This is a genomic window from Paenibacillus dokdonensis (assembly GCF_004916975.1).
GTDB lineage: Bacteria > Bacillota > Bacilli > Paenibacillales > Paenibacillaceae > Paenibacillus_AQ > Paenibacillus_AQ dokdonensis.
On sequence record NZ_STGQ01000001.1, the window covers coordinates 719,518 to 740,046 of the forward strand.

11 protein-coding genes are annotated in these 20,529 nt (G+C 49.0%); all 11 read left to right on the top strand.

All coding sequences use genetic code 11. The annotated features are described in order from the left end of the window. Window positions 1–39 precede the first annotated feature (39 nt). The 11 genes from lacZ to E6W40_RS03495 all read left to right on the top strand — a co-directional run bounded on the left by lacZ (window position 40) and on the right by E6W40_RS03495 (window position 20,459). Window positions 40–3,168, top strand: coding sequence for a beta-galactosidase, LacZ type (gene lacZ / locus E6W40_RS03445; RefSeq protein WP_246072832.1), 3,129 nt, complete (start codon window positions 40–42; stop codon window positions 3,166–3,168). Window positions 3,169–3,310: 142 nt separating this feature from the next. Further along, a complete protein-coding gene (locus tag E6W40_RS03450; protein WP_168928814.1) occupies window positions 3,311–5,611 on the top strand; it encodes a helix-turn-helix domain-containing protein in 2,301 nt (766 codons plus the stop codon). A 169-nt stretch (window positions 5,612–5,780) separates the two neighbouring features. Next, entirely contained in the window at window positions 5,781–6,713 is a 933-nt protein-coding gene (locus tag E6W40_RS03455; protein ID WP_136604204.1) for an ABC transporter permease, read from the top strand. Window positions 6,714–6,733: 20 nt separating this feature from the next. After that, a complete protein-coding gene (locus E6W40_RS03460; RefSeq protein ID WP_168928815.1) occupies window positions 6,734–7,639 on the top strand; it encodes a carbohydrate ABC transporter permease in 906 nt (301 codons plus the stop codon). Between the two features lie 163 nt (window positions 7,640–7,802). Beyond that, window positions 7,803–9,341 carry a DUF3502 domain-containing protein gene (locus tag E6W40_RS03465; RefSeq protein WP_168928816.1) on the top strand — a complete coding sequence of 513 codons (1,539 nt, stop codon included), beginning with the start codon at window positions 7,803–7,805 and terminating at the stop codon, window positions 9,339–9,341. Window positions 9,342–9,360: 19 nt separating this feature from the next. Next, entirely contained in the window at window positions 9,361–10,764 is a 1,404-nt protein-coding gene (locus E6W40_RS03470; RefSeq protein WP_136604207.1) for a sulfatase family protein, read from the top strand. 27 nt (window positions 10,765–10,791) lie between these two features. Beyond that, window positions 10,792–13,446 (top strand): carbohydrate binding domain-containing protein, encoded by a 2,655-nt coding sequence (locus E6W40_RS03475; protein WP_136604208.1) that lies wholly within the window; start codon window positions 10,792–10,794, stop codon window positions 13,444–13,446. 274 nt (window positions 13,447–13,720) lie between these two features. Further along, the gene (locus tag E6W40_RS03480; protein ID WP_136604209.1) at window positions 13,721–15,619 is read left to right on the top strand and encodes a family 20 glycosylhydrolase; all 1,899 of its coding nucleotides are present in this window, start codon (window positions 13,721–13,723) and stop codon (window positions 15,617–15,619) included. Window positions 15,620–15,760: 141 nt separating this feature from the next. Then, window positions 15,761–17,533, top strand: coding sequence for a sensor histidine kinase (locus E6W40_RS03485; RefSeq protein WP_136604210.1), 1,773 nt, complete (start codon window positions 15,761–15,763; stop codon window positions 17,531–17,533). After that, window positions 17,511–18,536, top strand: coding sequence for a response regulator transcription factor (locus E6W40_RS03490; RefSeq protein ID WP_136604211.1), 1,026 nt, complete (start codon window positions 17,511–17,513; stop codon window positions 18,534–18,536). Before E6W40_RS03485 ends, E6W40_RS03490 begins: the two co-directional genes overlap by 23 nt. Before the next feature lie 414 nt (window positions 18,537–18,950). Next, window positions 18,951–20,459 (top strand): extracellular solute-binding protein, encoded by a 1,509-nt coding sequence (locus E6W40_RS03495; RefSeq protein ID WP_168928817.1) that lies wholly within the window; start codon window positions 18,951–18,953, stop codon window positions 20,457–20,459. The last annotated feature ends 70 nt before the right edge of the window (window positions 20,460–20,529 follow it).

The window sequence follows — 20,529 nt, forward strand, 5'->3', positions numbered from 1 at the left end:
ATATAATTATACTACATTGCGGATTGGAGTGACCTGTCTGTGGGTAAGACAAAATGGATTTATAGCCCTCCGGCTAACGGGTATCCTGAGTGGAATAACAATCCTGACATTTTTCAATTGAACCGCATGGAAGCGCATGCGACTTTCATATCGTATAACAGTTTGGAGGAAGCGCTGGACGGGAAATTCGCGGAATCCGGCAGCTACCTCAGCTTGAACGGGCTTTGGAAATTTGCATGGGCGGAAAATCCCGACAAGCGGATTGCCGGCTTTTATAAGGAGGATTACGATACCAGCGATTGGGGAGACCTTCCGGTGCCTGCGCATTGGCAGCTTCATGGCTATGATTATCCTCAATACACCAATGTGCGCTACCCCTGGATGGAGCAGGAAGACTTGAGGCCTCCTTTTGCGCCGACGAAGTACAATCCGGTGGGTTCTTATGTGCGTACGTTTACGATCCCCGAGCATTGGGACGGGCAGCCGGTCTATATCAGCTTCCAGGGCGTCGAGTCGGCATTTTATGTGTGGCTTAACGGAGAGTTGGTCGGATACAGCGAGGATTCTTTTACTCCCGCGGATTTTGATCTGACGCCTTATTTGATGAAAGGGGAGAACAAGCTGGCCGTTGAGGTTTACCGCTGGAGCGATGCGAGCTGGCTGGAGGACCAGGATTTTTGGCGGCTGAGCGGGATCTTCCGGGATGTTTATCTGTATACGGCGCCGGATGTCCATATCTACGACTTTAAGGCAATGCCTGAACTGAATGGCGATTTCCGGGACGGTTCCTTGTCCGTTACCGCGCGGATCAACCATTACAGCGAACAGCAGCAGGGAGCATTCGCGCTTGAAATGCAGCTGTACAATGACCTACGCCAGCCGGTATGGGAGACGGCCCAATCCCAAAACTTAAGCATCAGCTCCGGGCCGGAGCACACGGCTGCGTTATCTGGCGACATCGTTTCGCCCAAGCTGTGGAGCGCGGAAAAGCCGAATCTGTATACGCTGGTCGTTTCATTGAAAAATCAGCACGGGCAGCCTATCCAGTATGTGAGCTGTAAGGTAGGCTTCCGCCGTTTCGAATTGGAAGACGGGCTCATGAAAATCAATGGGAAGACCATTGAATTCCGGGGTGTAAACCGGCATGAATTTTCTCTGTCCAAGGGCCGCGCGATCGGACTGGAAGAGATGCTGCAGGATATCGTGTTCATGAAGCAGCACAACATAAATGCGGTCCGGACCTCCCATTATCCGAATCATCCGCAATGGTACGAATTATGCGACGAATACGGCTTGTACGTCATTGACGAGGTAAGCCTGGAAACGCACGGCACGTGGTGCTACGGCCAGCAAGAGGAGGAGGACACGATTCCGGGCAGCAAACCGGAATGGCTTGAAAATGTGCTCGACCGGGCCAAGTCCATGTACGAACGGGACAAGAATCATCCGTCGATCGTCATTTGGTCGCTCGGCAACGAATCGTTCGGCGGCGATAACTTCCTTCATATGTACCGATATTTCAAAGAGACGGATCCGTCGCGTCTGGTCCACTACGAGGGAGTATTCCATCATCGCAGGAGCGATGCGGCATCCGATATTGAAAGCCATATGTACACAAGCGTTGACGTGATCGAGAAGTACGCGAGCAACCATCCGCCCAAACCGTTTATTTTATGCGAATACAGCCATGCCATGGGCAATTCCAGCGGGGGGCTGAGCGCCTATTGGGAGTTGTTCGACCGTTATCCCGTTCTGCAGGGCGGGTTTATCTGGGACTGGATCGACCAGGCGATATGGACCAAGAACCAGGATGGGGTGGAATATCTCGCTTATGGGGGTGATTTCGGCGAGTCGCCGCATGACGGCACCTTCTGCGGGAATGGTCTGATTTTCGCGGACCGCTCGCTCTCTCCGAAAATCGTTGAAGTCAAAAAATGCTATGAAAACATCCGCTTTGACGGAAGCGGGCTTGCGGATGGCAGCATCAAAGTGACGAACCGATATTTGTTTACGAATCTGTCCGAATTTGAATGCGTATGGAGCGTCATGAAAAACGGCGATACGGTCACTGAAGGCCGTGAGGACATCGGCGCCGCGCCGGGCGAAACGGCTGTGATCGACGCCGCCACGCTTCTCGAAACGGCAGCTGCCGGCTCTGCCGGAGATGAATTTATCGCAACGGTTCGTTTTCTGCTGAAGGAAAGCACCGTCTGGGCGGACAAGGGACATGAGGCAGCCTTCGGGCAGTTTCTGCTTCCTGCCAAGCATCCTGCGAAGGTGAGCCACTGCGTACCTGACAAGACGGTCACGGTGGAAACGGAAGGAAATACGTTAAGCATTACAGGCGTGGGCTTTAAAGCAGCCTTTGATTGCGGCACGGGCGAGCTGGTTTCCTACGCGGTTTCCGGTAACGAGTTGTTCGCGGAAGCGCCGCGTCCCAACTTCTGGAGAGCCATGGTCGATAATGACCGCGGCAGCCATTTGGAGAAGCGCAGCGGAATATGGCGCAAAGCCAGTGAAGAACGGCGGCTGCTCAGCTTTGCTTCGACGTCGACCGAGCTGTTTGCCATCGTCTCCGTTCGCTACGCTCTTCCGACTGTGCCGGAATCTTATTGTGCCTTGGAGTACACGGTCCATGGTGATGGAACGCTCGATGCGCGCATGAGTCTGATGCCGGGGAAAGGATTGCCGGAAATTCCGGAAGTCGGGATGCTGTTTACGATGGAGAGCACCTTCGGCCGTATCCGGTGGTATGGAAAGGGACCAGTCGAAACATATTCTGACCGCAAAAGTGGGGCGAAGATCGGCAAGTATGCCGGACTTGTGAAGGATCAATGGGTGCCTTATCTCCGTCCGCAGGAATGCGGCAACAAGACGGAGGTCCGCTGGGCCGAAATAGAGAATGATCAGGGAACAGGATTGCGATTCGAAGGACAGTCCACCTTCGAATGCAATGCATTGCCCTACACGCCGTTTGAAATCGAAGCCAGCGATCACGCATACAAGCTGCCATCTTCGGACAAAACCATCATACGGATCATGTTCAAGCAAATGGGAGTAGGCGGCGATGACAGCTGGGGCGCTAAGCCGCATCCGGAGCATCGGCTGTATGCAAACCGGGAGTATCATTTCGCATTTTCCTTTAGCGGTGTCGGTAAACAGCAGTAGAATGAAAGAGATAAAGGCGTTTACGGAGTGAATTTCCGGCAAGCGCCTTTTTCCACTCTCATCAAGGGTTCACATCTAATCATTTACTTTTCTTCAATTTGCATGTTAAATGTTATTAATATTCAAGGAGGTGAGTGATACATTGAGAACGCTGTTGCTGCGAAAGCTTCCCTATAAAAAGAGATCATTTCTGCTACAAATCTTCGTCGGGCTTTTTTTCATTTCTTTCGTGATCGTTTCGGCTCTGTCCATCATTATCTTTTATTGGATGAAGGATAAATCGCTGCAGGAAATCAATAAAGTGAACAAGATGTCCCTGCAGAACACCGAAGCCGTCTTTTCGGGGTATATGAAACGTTTCCAGAATTACGCGATTGAATTGTATGAGAATCCGGACATTCAGAAGCTGATGTTTATGAACACGCTGCAATGGGATACAGGCACGCAAAATGCAGTCAAGCATATCCGCAATATCCTGCTCGTCAACCGGGACATGATGAATTCCGTCTATATCCTGAACGACACCGGCAATATTCTGAACATTTCCGAGAAGTTTTCCGAACCGGCCAGCGAGCGGCAGTTATACCGGCAGGTGAAAGAACTCCGGCCGTACGAAAGCCCGGTCTTGTGGAATATGAGCGACAAGTATAACGGGCAGAAGCAAAAAACGATGACATTTTTCTTCCATAAAGGTACTCCGGAAAGCCTGGGCGGCGCAGCAGCCGTCAACATCGACGTCGATAGCTTGACGAGAATGATTCTGGCGGACGAAAACTCGAACAAGCATCAGAAAATGTTCATAGCCAATCGTATGGGAGAAATCATCATACATAACGACATGTCCCCGTATAAACAGAACATATCCGGGGACGCTTTTTTCGCCAAAATCACTCAAGCCGGGGCTCCATACGGAACATTTACAATTGACGGTCAGCATGGCCCGGTCCATTACGCTTATTTAGCCACCGCGGATGACCGGTATTTCATTATTTCAGAAATGGATAATCTGAATGCGCTTTCAGATTGGGTGAACACCAGAAATGCCATTGTGATGTACGCCGCATTGATGCTGTTATTTTCACTGGTGATTGCAGGCTTTATTTCGTATTTGCTCTACAGGCCTTTCGGGACCGTGGTCAAAAACATCCGAAGCAGCATAACAGAGGGGGGAGAGCAGGAAAAGGACATCAGCGAACTTCAATATGTCTCCAACACGTTTCACCGGTTCGCGGATCGCATTCATCGTTTGAAGAGGGAAAATGACACGCATACGTTTGCGAAAATGCTGCGTTCGGGTGCCGATTATTCCCAGGAAGAGATCAGTGATATCTTCCTGAATACAGGTGCCGTCCCATCAAGCGGTGCCCCATATGCTGTCTGGGTCGTGCGGATTGACAACTTTGAGAGCTTCAGCAGGACCGGAAACGTTGAGACCGTCTCATTCCGGCTGGATTCCCTGGCTACGATTATTCATGAAAATTTGACGTCCGAAGCTGCCGGCTCGGTCATGCTGGTGGTCGCGGATCAACTCGTGTGCATCATAAGTGAACCGTGGGAAGGTCAAGGCTTAGGCGAGGATTTTCTGAGGAAAACGGCGGAGAAAACAGGACAATACGTTTCGGATATGCTGAATATGGACATTTCGATTGGTATCAGCACGATCATGAATGAACCGGCTTCGGTCTTGGACGCGTACCAAGAGGCTTATGAAGTAACCAGGCACCGTATCGTGCGGGGAAGCCGCTTCATTTCGGATGCCTCTTTTTTGAGAACTCTTCAGCATGGAAATATCCCGGACCATACGGTCAAGAATATCCTGGGCGCTGTCGCACAGGGGGATTTGGACAAATACGTGCAGGAACTGCACAGACTCGCCAGCCTTAGCAGTGCGTATCCTTATGAAAGCATCATCCGTTTTTTTGCCGGTCTGGCGTCTTCCATCCTGATGCTGTCGCAGGATTTGCCGGGAGAGGATACCGCAACAGCCAAAATCAGCAATTATGATATCCACAAACGCGTATCGGAAATTAATGATTTCGATGAACTGACGGCTTGGTTTAAGGAGCTGTATTCGCAGTCCAGCGAGGTCATCCGGGAAATCAACCATAAGAAATCGCAGGATTTCATTCCTGCCGCGATGGAATACATCAACAAAAATTTCTGCGATGCATCCCTTTCCGTCCAGGAAGTTGCCGGATTCTTGAATATCAGCGTCTCTTATTTCAGTAAAATGTTTAATGAATCCACGGCGTATACTTTTCCCGAATACGTGAACCATCTACGCATGGAGAAGGCCAAGGAGCTGATCCGGGAATATCCCGAACTCAGCATTACGGAAATATCCCAAAAGGTAGGATACCGCAGCAATTCGTATTTTACGACCTCTTTTAAAAAGAAGTACGGGTTTTCTCCCTCCAAAATCCGGCAAGTGCATAAAATTTAAACTTGAATTTAAAATTGCAATTTACAAATGTTGAAGTGCCGGGAGGGAGAGCTCCGGGCTCTTTTTAATGGGATATAGGCATTTCTGCAACGAATAGATGAATTTGAAATATACTTCCGGCCCAGCCTCCGCTTAAGATTGAGTTAATTTTAGGAGGTGCTGGTGACGAATGATGAATCTGCAGAAAGGCAAATGGCGCAAAACGCTGAGAGAACATTGGCCCTTATACATGCTGTCTTTGCCTGGGCTGGCCGCGTTACTATTGTTTTCTTATATCCCGATGGCCGGCTTGTACATTGTATTCGAAAGATATACGTACCAAGGCGGCTTGTTCGGAAGCGAATTTGTCGGCCTGAAAAATTTCGAATTCTTCTTTTCTAATATGGAAAACGCTCTCAGGGCGACACGGAACACGATCGTCGTGAACATTTTCAGCATTATCCTCACCACGGTGGTGGCCGTCAGCCTTGCCGTATTCATGAACGAAATCCGCAGAAAATGGTTTAAAAAGGTGACGCAATCCGTCATGTTCTTTCCCCATTTCATTTCCTGGGTCGTCGTGGGGACGATTGCCATCACGTTTCTGGACGAGAAGAAAGGGATCTTGAATAAGCTTCTCGTCTCCGTCGGCATGGACCCGGTCCTGTGGTATTCAAATCCATGGCTCTGGTGGCCCCTCCTGGTGTTCTTCGGCATCTGGAAAGCGGCTGGCTTTAATTCCATCATCTACTTTGCCTCCATAACGGGATTCGACACTTCCTATTATGAGGCCGCTACGGTGGACGGAGCGACGAAATGGCAGCAAATCGCGAAGATTACCATTCCGCTGCTCATGCCTACGATTGTCATTTTGTTCCTGCTTGCTGTCGGCGGCATTCTGGCCGGGGATATCACGCAAATTCTCGGATTGACCAACTTGAACCCGATGCTGCTGGAGACGACGGATAATATCAGCACGTTCGTATACCGGACTGCCCTGCAAAATGGACAATTCGAATCCGCCTCCGCCGTGCAGCTCTATCAATCCATTGTAGGCTTTGTGCTCGTGATGTTCTCGAACTGGATCGTCAAGCGTTATGACAAGGAATACGCGTTATTTTGATGCCGGAAGGTGGAAATGGAATGAAAATCAAATCCAATGATCAAGACAAAGTGATTACGCTCATTAGTTACATTGCGATCGCCTTATTCTCGGCAGTCTGCTTAATCCCTTTTATTATGGTGGTGTCTGCATCGTTCTCGAACGACCAGCAGGTAGCCTTACACGGCTTTTCCCTGCTGCCAAAAGGGATTACAACGTATACGTTTCAATACTTATTCGAGAGCAAGGGAGCCATGCTGCTTAAATCCTATGGCATTACGCTGTTCACGGTGGTTGTCGGGACGCTGTTTTCGCTGGCGGTAACGGTGTCGTATGCCTATGTCGCCTCGGTGAAAGAGATGAAATATGCGAGTGCGCTGTCCTTTATCGCCTGGTTCACGATGGTGTTCAGCGGCGGCCTGCTGCCCTGGTATATTTTGACGACGAAATACTATCACCTGCACAACAATCTGTGGGCCTTATTCGTTCCTTACGCCATGAATGTGTTCAATATGTTTTTGATGCGTAACTTCTTTAAAGGCTTGCCGCAGGAGCTGGCCGAATCAGCGAAAATCGACGGGGCGGGGCATTTCCGGATTTTTTTCTCGATCATGATGCCGCTGGCTCAAGTAGGAATCGTGACCATTACGCTTTTCTATGCATTAAGCTACTGGAATGACTTCTTCCTTTCTTTGATGCTGATTACGGACCGCAACCTGTATCCGGTTCAATTATTGCTGTATAACATGATGTCGAATATCTCTTTCCTTACGAGCGGAGGAGGAGCTTCGGACGCTTTCGCCCAAGGCGCGAGCCAGGTTATCATTCCGACGATGACGGCAAGAATGGCTTTGACATGCATTACCATTGGGCCGATCATTCTGGTCTATCCTTTTGCCCAGCGGTTTTTCGTGAAGGGAATTACCATCGGCGCCGTAAAAGGATAATGGTTTAGAAGATTTATTAAACACTAGTTTATAGGTTCCCTGCCGGCAGTCAGAGCGGGTTGTTCTTCGGCCAAAGCAGCAATCCGCCGGGGCAGAGAGTTTATATAGATCCGTACCTAGGACGGGCAATTAAAAAATGAAGACAATCAAGGAGGTCAAATGTATGTTAAAGAAGAGTCTTGCCATCCTGCTATCCGTATTCATGAGTTCCACACTGGTGTTGACCGGATGCGGAAGCAAAGCGGGAGATCAAAGCGCCACAGGTGCTGAACCGCAAAACGCAACCAAGGCAGAAAATCAACAAGATGCCGTAAAGCTGACGCTGGTCAATTTCGGAGACCTGACTCCGAGAAGAACGGAATTTCTGGAGAAGGATCTTCACGAGAAGGTTCTGAAGGACCTGAATATTGATCTGACATTCAAATTCTTGCCCTGGGGAAGCAACCAGCAGGTCGACCTGATGTTTGCCTCCGGGGAGAACTTTGCTACATATGCAGGCACCGGCGGACTGGGGGAAAAGGTGAATAAAGGATTTCTCGCGGAAATCCCGCAGGAGAGCATCGACAAGAATGCCCCTCAGCTGAAAGAGATGACGCGCGAGGATGCCTGGAAAGCAGGCAAGCTGGAAGGGAAAATATATGCCCTGCCGTTTGGCAATAAGCCTTATGCCGGCGATTTTCAGCTTGTGACGGTACGCCAAGACCTACTGGAAGAAGCGGGCATGAAGGAACTGAAGACGATGGATGATGTTGAAAAGGCTTTCAAACTCGTGAAAGAAAAGCACCCTGACTATACGATGATCCCCGAAGCCTCGCATGTGAAAAAAATGTTCAGAGCCGCCTTGATGCCTGATCAGCTGTTTACCTCTATGGAAGGAAATTCGACGGCCTGGACATACACCTACGTGGATTCGCTGGCCAAGGATGATAAAGTGTACAGCTTTTACGAATCCGAGCTGTTCAAGAATACGGCCAACCTGATGGCCAAATGGCAGAAGGAAGGCTACATCAATGATTCCGTGATCACAAATCCGGAGCTTGGACTTGCGGACTGGAATGCGGGCAAAGCCTTCCTGAACCGGGGGACCTCGGCTTATCCGATGGAGCAGCTGCCGAACCTGGTATCCAAAGTGCCGACCGGACAGCTGGCGAACTACCAGATCGGCGATCAGCCGCTGATGTCTTCGGTCAGAGACAACACGAAATATTCCATCTCCATCGGAGGACAGAAGTACGTGGATCAATATCTCAAGCTCTTCAATTGGATGTTCGGCAGCCAGGAAAATTATGATTTCCTTGCTTACGGGGTGCAGGGCAAAGATTATGAGCTGGATAGCAGCGGCAAAGTGAAAAAATTGGTTTCCGACTCCTTCTTCGACGAGTGGCAAATCTTTAATCTGAAGTACGGCAGATACTTCAACAACGTTCCGGACGACTTTATCGAAGCTTACAAGAAAACGGATGAAGGCTCCATCCAGGCCAAAAATATCGGATTCTCGTTTGATGCGCGTCCGGTACAGGCGGAGGTAGCCAAAATCCAGGCGGTATATTCCGAGAAAATCGTCCCGATCGAGTACGGCATTTACGACTACGACAAATATTTCCCCGCTGCCTTGAAGGCCTTGAAGGATGCGGGCCTGGATAAGTATGTCGCGGAAATGCAAAAGCAGTTTTCGGAGTGGTACAGCGCGCAATCGCAATGATGAAGGGGGCATATCATCTATGAAAATTCTCTATCTTGACCTGGATTCCCTGAGACCGGACCATTTGGGCTGTTACGGGTATCATCGTAAAACCTCTCCCAATATCGACCGCCTGGCGGCAGAGGGAGTGCTGTTTACGAATTACTATTGCTCCGACGCACCATGCCTGCCGTCCAGATCTGCCATGATGTCAGGTAGATTCGGCATTCATACCGGCATTGCGGGGCATGGCGGAACGGCAGCCGATTTCCGGCGGGAAGGACCGGACCGAGGGTTCGCCGACCGCCTGAAATCGGAAAGCCTCCCGGCGGTGCTGCGGAATGCGGGATATAAGACGGCGTCGATCAGCACGTTTGCTGACCGTCATTCGGCCTGGACCTTCAACGCCGGTTTTCACGAGATCTTTAATATCGGCGAGAACGGCGGAGAATCGGCGCATGAAGTGCTGCCGGTCGCATTGAAATGGCTGGAGGAGAACGGGGCGGCGGACAACTGGTTCCTTCATCTGAATTTCTGGGATCCGCATACGCCGTACCGGGTTCCCGAGTCCTACGGCAACCCGTTCGAGCAAGCTCCGCTTCCCGAATGGCTGACAGAGGACGTGTTCGAGTCTCACCTGGCAAAGGAAGGGCAGCACAGCATTGCGGATATGAATGCACTGGCCAAGACGCACTACAGCAAATGGTCCAGGCATAAACACGCTATCGAGAATTATCAAGGCCTCAGGCACATCATTGATAATTACGATTGCGCGGTCAAATACATGGATGAGCATATCGGGAGGGTTTTTTCTCTTCTGGAACGGATGGGGATCATGGATGATACAGCTATTCTGATCAGTGCCGACCACGGGGAAAACCTGGGCGAGCTCGGCATATATTCCGAACACGGCACGGCCGATCAGGCCACCTGCCGGATTCCGATGATCTTCCGCTGGCCGGACGGCGCCAAGGGAGTACGGGAAGAGGGATTGTACTATCACCTGGACCTTGCGCCTACGCTTGCCGACCTGGTTGGAGCGAGCAAGCCCGCGCGCTGGGACGGCAGCAGCTATGCCGGATGTATACAGCGCGGAGAATCCTCGGGCAGGCCATACCTGGTCCTGACCCAGTGCGCCCATGTATGCCAGCGGAGCGTCAGGTTCGGAGAATGGCTGTATATCCGGTCTTACCATGACGGGTACCATGGCTTTCCGAAAGAAATGCTGTTTCACCTGCAGGAGGACAGGCACCAGCAGCATAATCTTGCGGAGCATCGACGCGATCTGTGCAGGGAAGCGATTTATCTGCTGAATGAATGGCATGATGAGATGATGATGACAATGGAATTCGACGTCGATCCGCTCTGGACGGTCATGCGAGAGGGCGGCCCGCTGCATGCCCGTGAATATATGGAATGGAACCACAAAAAACTCGGTTATTAACGGATATCCATAAGGAGGTCGGTTCACATGACGAGGACAATACGCAGGTACATGATTGGCTGCTTCATTGCGGCTCTGATCGGCGGAGGTTTGAACGCCGGTGGCAGCAGCGCGTCTGCACAGGCGGCTAATGTATTGAGCAACCCGGGGTTTGAGCAGGTCTATCAGGAAGAAGAGGCGGTTAACTGGTCGGTTTTTACCAATCAATCCGAGCGGCCCGGCATTGTCCATGACGCCGGACTGGTTTATGCGGGGGACAAGGCTGCGTATATCGTGCCGTCAAGCTCGCTGACGTATAATCTGACTGGCCTGAAAGCCAATACAGGCTACACCTTCACCGCGTACGTGAAGTTAAGCGATGCATCCGCCAGCGCGAAGCTGGGAGCGAAATGGTACGACGGCAGCAAGCTGGATATCGTTCAGGACGTCACGGGAGCCGATTATGCAGCGTACACGGTTTCGTTTACGACCGGAAACCAGACGACCTCGCAAGTCTTTCTCTGGTCCTCCAACGGCCTATCGGGTAAGCAAAAGGCCTATATCGATAACGTCGCCGTCAGAGAAACGGGCGCTGCGTCGGGAACGAACCTGATCGCCAATCCGGGCTTCGAACAAACGACAGGCGATCTTAGACCCGTGAACTGGCGCGTATGGCCGAGCCAGGGCGAGATTCCGCAGACCGTGACGGACAAGCCGCTGGTTTATGCAGGCAATCGTGCAGGGTTCATTCCGTCGACGGGATCGCTGAATTATGATTTGTCCGGCCTCAAAACCAATACGACTTATAAGTTTTCGGCTTACGTGAAGACGAGCGCCCCGGGAGCCGGAGCCATTCTGGGCGTGAAAACAGGTGCGGAGGAGATCAAACTCCCGGTTACGGGAACGGAATACGCGCAGCATGAGATCGTGTTTCATACGGGAAATCAGACGACTGCAACGGTTTATCTGTGGTCTGGCGGACTCCTTGGCACGAATCAAAAAGCTTACATCGATGCAGCCGAGGTGACCGAGTATGCCGGAGCCGCCGGCGTCAACGTCAGTTTGAATATGAAAGATCTGCAGCTTGCCAACGGCGATCAGTATGAACTGCTTGCAAACGTGGCCCCTGCAGATGCGCCTGATCGCGAGGTGACGTTCACCAGCACGAATCCGACGGTTGCCGTGGTTGACTCGAAGGGAGTCATTACGGCTAAGGGGCCGGGAACTGCCGACATCAAGGTCACTGCCCATGCCGGCGGGAATGAAGCGGTTTGTCATGTGACCGTAACGGCGGCTAAAAAGCCTTGGTACCCTGATAACGGCAATACCGCATGGGTGCTGACCAAGGAAGACAATTTTAACGGAACCGAACTCGATACGAATCTATGGTCGGTTAGAGGCAAGGAATATGCGACCTACCACCGCGATGACATGGTGTCGGTTTCCGACGGCAAGCTGAAACTGCAAATCGCCAGGGAACCGGACGGTAATGTCGTGCTGGGCAGAGTCGATACGCACGGCGAGGACCGCCAGACTAACGAGGCCAAATTCGATCAGAAATACGGTTTCTTCGAAGTCAGCGCCAAAATACCGCCTACCGAGAAAACCTACTTCGCCTTCTGGGCCTTTAATTATCCGGGCGTGTTTAATATCGACGGAACCGGAAAAGACGGACTGGAAATCGACGTGACCGAAACGGTATGGAAAGGCGATTATACGGAAACGGCGCTGCATTGGGACGGTTACGACCAGGACCATCAGAGCACGGGCAGCGGCAAGAAGCCTGCCCCGAATATTCATGACGGCTTTCATGTGTATGGACTGGAATGGAGCGAGGATGCGCTGAAATTTTACTTCGACGGAAAGCTGACCTGGACGTATACCAACAAAGCCAATATTCCTTGGGTCAAAGAGATTTTCATCCTGTCGAGCGGATGGGCAAGATCGCCCGGCTGGGGCGAAGGGAACATCGATAACGCCCAACTCCCTTATTTTTCGGAGGTAGACTGGTTCAGGGCTTATCAGAAAGCGGATCCGAACCCGCTGCCGGATACGACGGCCCCGGTTCTATATGGGGTGAAGGATATCCAGATTCCGCTGAACACCTCCCTTGACCTGCTGGAAAAGGTATATGCGCTAGATAACCGGGATGACCGGGAAGAAATCACCGGAAGAATACAGCTTGATGAAACCGGGCTGGACAGAAGCCAAAAAGGCGATTACCAAGTGACGTATACGGTGCTGGATGCTGCAGGGAACCGCGCGACTAGGACGAGGAGAGTGACGGTAACGGACCCAGTGGAGAATTTGATTTCCAATGGCGGTTTTAACCAGGGCAATCTGGATGGATGGGAGCAGACACCGGGTAAAGCTGCCATCAAACAAACCATCGACCACGGGCGATACGCCTCTGTTCTTGCCGGCGGGAAAATACAGCAATCCATTGCAGTTAAGCCAAACACGGAATATGAGGTCACGCTGAGCGCCAAGACGGACCGGAAGTCAGATGTAAGCCGGCTGCTGGTTGGTGTGACTCAGGGCGGTCAACAAACGGAAGAAACGATTGCCAAGTCGGAATGGAGCAGCTATACGTTCCATTTTACGACAGGCTCCGGCGTTCACTCGGCCGTCTTCTACATGGATAATCCGGGACCGGAAAACGCAAGCATAGATGCCATTCGCATTGCCGAGAAAAAAAGCTAAAAAATCCATACGATATTCAAGTTTTCTACATGCCGGCGCGACGATGAATTCGATATAGTAATCGTAGGATCGGATCATGAATGAACACGGCCATGCTTACCCATGGCCAAACAAGAAAGGCTTATGCATTCTACGGCATAAGCCTTTCCATATGTCGACTCGGTGCCCGACATGCTTTTTTCTTCGCGGGTATGCGCGGAACTGGCACGATGGATTAGCGGTTTAAGTGATTATATTTTACGAAAACTTGATTGTATATGGAGGCGGATGAGAGATGAAGCATACTCTTCGTGTAACCGGATTGGATAAAAAACAGCATGCTGGCCTGATGGAGTTATCAAGAGATTTAGGTATCGAATGTTCCGGCGGCGGCATTCCGGTCCATTGCGAGAAAGGCGGAAAAGGTATAAAGGTGCAATATGGTGGATCGGCAGGCATGATTCGGTACGAACAGGATCATCAGCTATTCAGGGCGCTAAGCCTGTTCGCTGAAGGACTCCGGTCGGGGGCAGATTTTCATGTTCAGGAAGAGCCTGTGTACGATACCCTGGGCTTCATGGTGGATTGTTCGCGCAATGCGGTGCTGCATGATGCAGGCTATCAAAGGTTGATCAGGCATTTGGCGCTCATGGGCTACTCGCAAGTGCAGCTCTATATGGAAGATACGTTTGAGCTGCAAGACTATCCTTACTTCGGTCATATGAGAGGCCGCTATTCCGGCGAGGCCTTGTCACGGATGGACGCGTATGCAGGCCTGTTCGGCATTGAAGTCGTGCCTTGCATCCAGACACTTGCACATTTGGAGCAGCCCTTACGCTGGCCGGCCTTCTCCCATCTTCTCGATTGTAACGATATTTTGCTGGTTGACGAGGAAGAAACCTATCATTTCATAGACGCCATGTTCAAGACATTGTCCGGGCATTTGACGAGCAGGCAGATCAACATCGGGATGGATGAAGCCCATATGCTCGGACTGGGCAAGCATCTGGACAAGCACGGCTATCAGGATCGCATGGAGATCATGCTGCGACATTTCGACAGAGTCATGCAGATCGCCCGCAAGTATGGTTATAAGCCGATGATGTGGAGCGACATGTTCTTCCGGCTGGCCAATGGGGGAGAGTATTACGATCTTTCTTGCGAGCTGCGTGAAGACGTGATCCGGATGATTCCGAACGATGTCAAGCTCGTGTACTGGGATTATTACAGCGAGGATCCGGCCATATATGACGGGATGATGGCCAAGCATAAGCAATTATGCGATCATGTCGTTTTCGCGGGAGGGGCCTGGAAGTGGATGGGATTCTCTCCGAACAACCATTTTAGCAAGCATGTCGGGGAGATCGCCCACGAGAGCTGCCGGAAGAACCATGTCCGAAATGTGCTGCTGACCGGATGGGGAGATAATGGAGCAGAATGCTCCGTATATGCGATCTTGCCTGCGCTTCAATTATGGGCGGAGCTATGCTACCGGAATCATTCGGAACATGAGCATTTGGCCAAAAGATTCGAAACCTGTACGCAGGGAAGATATGATGATTTCATGCAGCTTGACCTGCCTATGCTGGTTCCGGATAATCCGGCTCCCGGCGGCTGCTCCGTTAATCCTCCAAAGTATATCTTGTATCAGGACATCCTGTGCGGATTGTTCGACAAGCATGTGTCGCCTGGGCCCTATGCCGAGCATTACCGGCATAGTGCGAGCGTATTCAGACAGGCCGCCGAGCGGAATCCCGGATGGAGGGGCCTGTTTGATACACAGGCGTCGCTTTGCGACGTGCTTGAGATCAAGTCACGGATCGGCATCGATCTTCGTGAGGCATACCAGATGAACGATCTAAAAGCGTTGAAGCATTATGCCGAAGAGATTCTTCCCGAATTAATCGGCAAGACGAAGCGGTTCATGCAGCACTATACGCATCAATGGCATGAAGAAAATAAAATTTTCGGGCTCGATGTATTCGATCTGCGGATGGGCGGACTGCTGCAGCGGATGCATACGGCGAAACAAAGAATCGAGGATTATTTGGCAGGCGACGTATCCCGGCTCGATGAACTGGAGCAGGATATGCTCTACTATAACGTCCCTAAGCTTGAAGATGAGAGCAAGGCGATCAGCATGAACATATGGAACCGCATCGCATCGGCGTCCGTGCTGGCAGGTATGTTGTAAATTCGTTAATTCCGGGTCTATCTATCCATGTTTTGGGCACGTTGGCGTAGTATTCGTAATCTTCCTCTGTTATATTGGGGTCATACGCATTTCAGTTACATCATTCTGAAAGACAGCCGTATTTAAGGGAGAGAACGATTCATGCAGCAAATTCACGATAGCGTGGCAGTTCCTAAACGTCTTCGGCCCAAAACATTGCGCGCGCGGCTCAGTATTCTTCTTGTCATTAGTGTCTTGATACCTGTCGTAATGATTGGATTTATATCTTTTCAATGGATGTCTGTAGTCCAAACTACTAAGATTGATGAAGATTTGACGAGTAGTGTCAAGTTAGGAAGAGAATCGATTGAACGAATTCTGAACAATTTGAGTGATGCATCACAAATGCTTACATTTGACAGTGGCACCGGACAAGATGTAGTCGAGTTTCTTCAGGCAAAGACTTCTTATGAACGGGCTGTACTTTTTAAATCGATCAATAAGTCTGTGAACCTGATTAATTTATCCAATCCGAGTCTGGGGCAAATATTCTATTATTTTCCGGGGCAAGAGACGGCCTATCGGTTTGAAAACTTGCCGATTACAGAGAATTTGAATCTCAAATCACTGCCGATATTCTATCAAGCCAATCGCATTTCTTATTACGGGCCGCATCCATCTGTCGTCAAGGGAGCAGAAGATCGGCTTGTATTCTCTATCATGCGGGAGGCTGGTGACGATCTTCCAAACACTTACGTATATGTTGAAACAAGGGCTGATAATTTTAAAGATATACTTTCTCCTAATCAACTAGGAATGAAGGCGCTTTATTTCCTGGTCAATCCTGATGGAAAGATAGCATATAGCGATGATATAAAGCTTGCACCTTTAGGTAAGCAGGTGTCTGACATGAACGGCTTGGACGAAAAATTTAAATCCTATGCGTCCGCTAACCGGAATGGATGGACGCTGGTGATGGCCGTGTCCAAGCTTGAATATGCAGCGGAAACCAATAAATGGTTGCGGCAATATACATATATTTCGGCATTGTCGCTCAGTCTTGGCCTACTGTTTGCCACGGTTATCTGGCGGATGGTCAATAGACCACTGCAGCTTATTACGAAGGAAGTCCGATCGTTTACCGGCCAAGAGCCGATCCTATCATCGTCTATTCAGACGGGATTGAATGAGTTCGATATTCTCCTGGAACGATTCTACGATATGCGCAACAGGCTGATTGAGCTGATCGGTGAGATTAAACAGGAAGAGAAACGCAGAGGTGAAATGGAAGTTGAGAAACTATTGGTGCAAATCAACCCTCATTTTCTGCATAATACATTAAACACGGTTCAATGGTTGGCACGGATACATCATCAACCGCAGATTGACCGGCTTGTCTCCATTTTCACACGTGTTTTGCATTACAATTTGGGTAAGCAGAATATCATCGTTCGATTGGAACAAGAGGTAGAGGCCCTATCCAATTATATCGAACTGCAAAACATTCGTTATAATTATGTATTCCAGGTAAAGGTGGATGTTGATCCTGATTTAATGGACATAGCTATCCCACGTTTTATTTTACAGCCATTAGTCGAGAATGCTTTATACCATGGCCTGCCAGATGATAAAGGGGAGATATCGGTTTCAATCCGCTCCAAAAACCGGCATCAGCTTGAAATGAGAGTATCCGATAATGGCACGGGCATGGATCAGGATCAATTACAGCACTTGTTCAGCAATCATGAATTTGAGAAACAGAAGTCGGGGCTTGGGATCGGATTGAAATACGTGATTAAGCTGCTGGAGGTTTATTATAAGGAACAAGCTAAATTTGATATCAAGAGCGCACAAGGCAAGGGGACGGTTGTTTCATTAATTTTACCGCTTAAGATTGAAGGAGTGTCACTGGATGATAAGAGCAATGATCGTTGATGATGAACATTTAGTCCGTGTCGGATTAAGAATGACGATGCCATGGGAAAAATTTAAAATCGAAGTGTCAGGTGAAGCCCGGACCGCAGAGGAAGCGCTTAAGCTGCTTGAAAAGGAATCATATGATCTAATGTTCATTGATATTTCGATGCCTGGTATGAACGGGCTTGACCTTGTGAGTTTGGTAAAAGAGCAGTATCCCGAAATCTCAACGGTGATCCTCACTTGTCACCAGGAGTTTGATTACGTGCAAAAGGCACTCCGCTTCGGAGCAGTGGATTACTTAGTGAAAACACAACTGGAGCTGGACGTAATGGAACAAGCTTTAGAACGAATTGTATCACGCGTAAGTGAGGCCCGAACAAATCAAGAAGAATCAACGATAAAGCCAATAACTCCAGCCCCGTCTAGAGAAGATTTGAAGAAGCTATGGTACCAGATCAGTTGGCTGTTGGATGACATATTGCTTTCACAAATGACGGGTATGCTTAAGCTTCAAAAATTGGATGAGTGCTCTACAATATGTAAAGAAGCCTCCACCTATTGGGCAATATGTCTTCCGGTTTGTGGCGATATTTTTAAAGAAACGATCGACAAAGAGAAGAATGAAGAGCACATTCTAGGGGACATTCGTAAAGCTGCTGTTAGCCGGCTGATCCGAACAAACTATACAGAGGATGTTATTAAACAAATATTACTTGCCGTGGATTATATCCATCATTGTAATGGCAGGCAATTAACGCAAGCTCAGTTATGTGTGCATATAGGTATGAGCCGTAGTTATTTCAGCAAATGCTTCAGGGATATCGTAGGGGTTTCTTTTGGCTCATACATTCAAAATGTTGGATTAAACCATGCCAAATTGCTGTTATTAGAAACCAATTATCCTGTTTACCGGATCGCTGAGGAAGTAGGGTTTCAGGATGAAAAATACTTTAGTAAGCTTTTTCGGGAACGGACAGGTATGCTGCCAAGCCAATACCGCTCGAGCCAGAGGATTTGAGAGTTTCGGAATAATAAAAGAAGCGCTGTTGTTAGTCAGCCGCTTCTTTTTTATGCTCACGGGGAAAATGATCTGTTAATAGTGAGTTAATTGTCTGAAGTTCTTTTCGGAATACAAACATTTAAATACAAAAAACATAGTTATAGAGTACATTTGCCTTTCCCGGACTGTAAAAAAGAGGTGTTATAATTTGATTGCAGATGAAGTAAGAAGTCAATTCATTAATCATATGAAAGGGGTTTCAAGATGAATAAGAGGGGATCCATATTGATACTGTCTCTTTTGTTTCTGTTAACAACTGCTTGTTCCAGTACCTCTGAAACAAAAGAAAGCGAAAAGAAAGAGAGCAGCACGGTTTCTGAGAAGGAGACGAAAGATCCGTTCGCTCCTCTTCCGGAGAAAGTAACCATTAACTTGGCGAAAAGCGAGGGAGATATCAATCTCAATCTTCCTGAAGGGGATACACTGAATGATAATGCATGGACACGATTCATAGAAGAGAAATTGCAGGCTGATTTAAATTATGTATGGACGGTAAAAGGAGGGGATCCATACACTCAAAAATTAAAATTAGCTATTGCCAGCAATGATCTTCCGGATATGTTTCTCGTTGGATTTGATGAGTATCTTGAGCTTATCAAGAATGATATGATAGAGGATTTGACGGACACCTATAAGATATATGCTTCAGACGGATTAAAAGAGATGTATACAACCGATGGCGGTAAAGCGCTTGAAACGTTGGATGTGGATGGTAAAATCTATGGCATATCATCTATGAGCACTATTGATAACAACTCGGCTGAAGTTTGGGTACGGCAAGATTGGCTGGATAAACTTAATTTGGAGGCGCCAACCAATTTAGAACGTTTGAAGAAAGTGACCAAAGCATTTATTGAACAAGATCCGGACGGTAATGGCAAAAAGGATACCGTAGGCATTCCAGGCCAGAGTACGTTCTTCAAAGCAGACATGCTTTCATTTGACGCTATTTTTAACCAAAACCAATCCTTTCCAGGTTACTGGATAAAGGATAAAAGTGGAGAGGTTGTATACGGTTCCACAACACCTGAAACCAAAGAGGCACTCAGAATACTTCGGGATATGTATGCAGAGGGGCTCATCAATAAGGAATTCGGAGCCATGAAAAGTGACCAGGCATCTCAGTTAATCGCAAGTAATAAATCCGGTATTTTCTTTGGCTCGTGGTGGGCAGGATGGTCGCCACTATCCGATTCGGTCAAAAACGATCCCAGCGCTGTATGGCGTGCGTATACGTTGAAGCAATCGGAAGACGGCCCTTATTATGCAAAGCAAGAAAGACCAATCGGCAATATACTGGTTGTTAAAAAGGGTTTCTCTCATCCGGAGGCTGCCATAAAAATATTGAATTGGGAAGTACAAATGCAATATGAAGATCAATCCATTGATCCTTACAAGGGCGCCAGTCCGCCAGTACATGATAATGCCCTGCCGATTAATCTCCAATTGTGGCGAGCTGATTCAGTACTAAAACTGCATGAACTGGTGGTAAAGTTGTCAGCGGGTGAAAAATTGGATGAAGCGACTTACGATGGCCCTAAATATTTAATTGAAGATGCGACGAAAGTGGCAGAACTGTGGACAAAGGGAGAGGATTGGCTTAAACAAAACTCTGACAAATACGGAGAACCATTGTCCCGTGTTATCGGCGTACAACCACTTGTGGCCGAGAAGAACATAAGACGCGTATACAGTGAGTTTTACGGTAAGACCAAGACAATGGAAAAGAAATGGGTTAACTTGTCGAAGTTAGAAGACACCGCATTCATGCAAATTGTGCTTGGAAATAAGCCGCTGGATTACTTTGACCAATTCGTTGAAGAGTGGAACAAGCAGGGTGGCAGTCAAATTACCGAGGAAGTACGCGAGCAACTGAAATAATTCCACCGATAAGCAGCTAAGAGCCGGTTAAGCCCGGCTCTTAGCTATCTGTAAAAGAAGGAGAAATCGA

Excerpts from the sequence above, each read along its gene's own strand:
- E6W40_RS03455 (WP_136604204.1), top strand. The coding sequence starts at position 5,781 with ATGATGAATCTGCAGAAAGGCAAATGGCGCAAAACGCTGAGAGAACAT.
- E6W40_RS03460 (WP_168928815.1), top strand. The coding sequence starts at position 6,734 with ATGAAAATCAAATCCAATGATCAAGACAAAGTGATTACGCTCATTAGT.
- E6W40_RS03465 (WP_168928816.1), top strand. The coding sequence starts at position 7,803 with ATGTTAAAGAAGAGTCTTGCCATCCTGCTATCCGTATTCATGAGTTCC.
- E6W40_RS03470 (WP_136604207.1), top strand. The coding sequence starts at position 9,361 with ATGAAAATTCTCTATCTTGACCTGGATTCCCTGAGACCGGACCATTTG.
- E6W40_RS03475 (WP_136604208.1), top strand. The coding sequence starts at position 10,792 with ATGACGAGGACAATACGCAGGTACATGATTGGCTGCTTCATTGCGGCT.
- E6W40_RS03480 (WP_136604209.1), top strand. The coding sequence starts at position 13,721 with ATGAAGCATACTCTTCGTGTAACCGGATTGGATAAAAAACAGCATGCT.
- E6W40_RS03485 (WP_136604210.1), top strand. The coding sequence starts at position 15,761 with ATGCAGCAAATTCACGATAGCGTGGCAGTTCCTAAACGTCTTCGGCCC.
- E6W40_RS03490 (WP_136604211.1), top strand. The coding sequence starts at position 17,511 with ATGATAAGAGCAATGATCGTTGATGATGAACATTTAGTCCGTGTCGGA.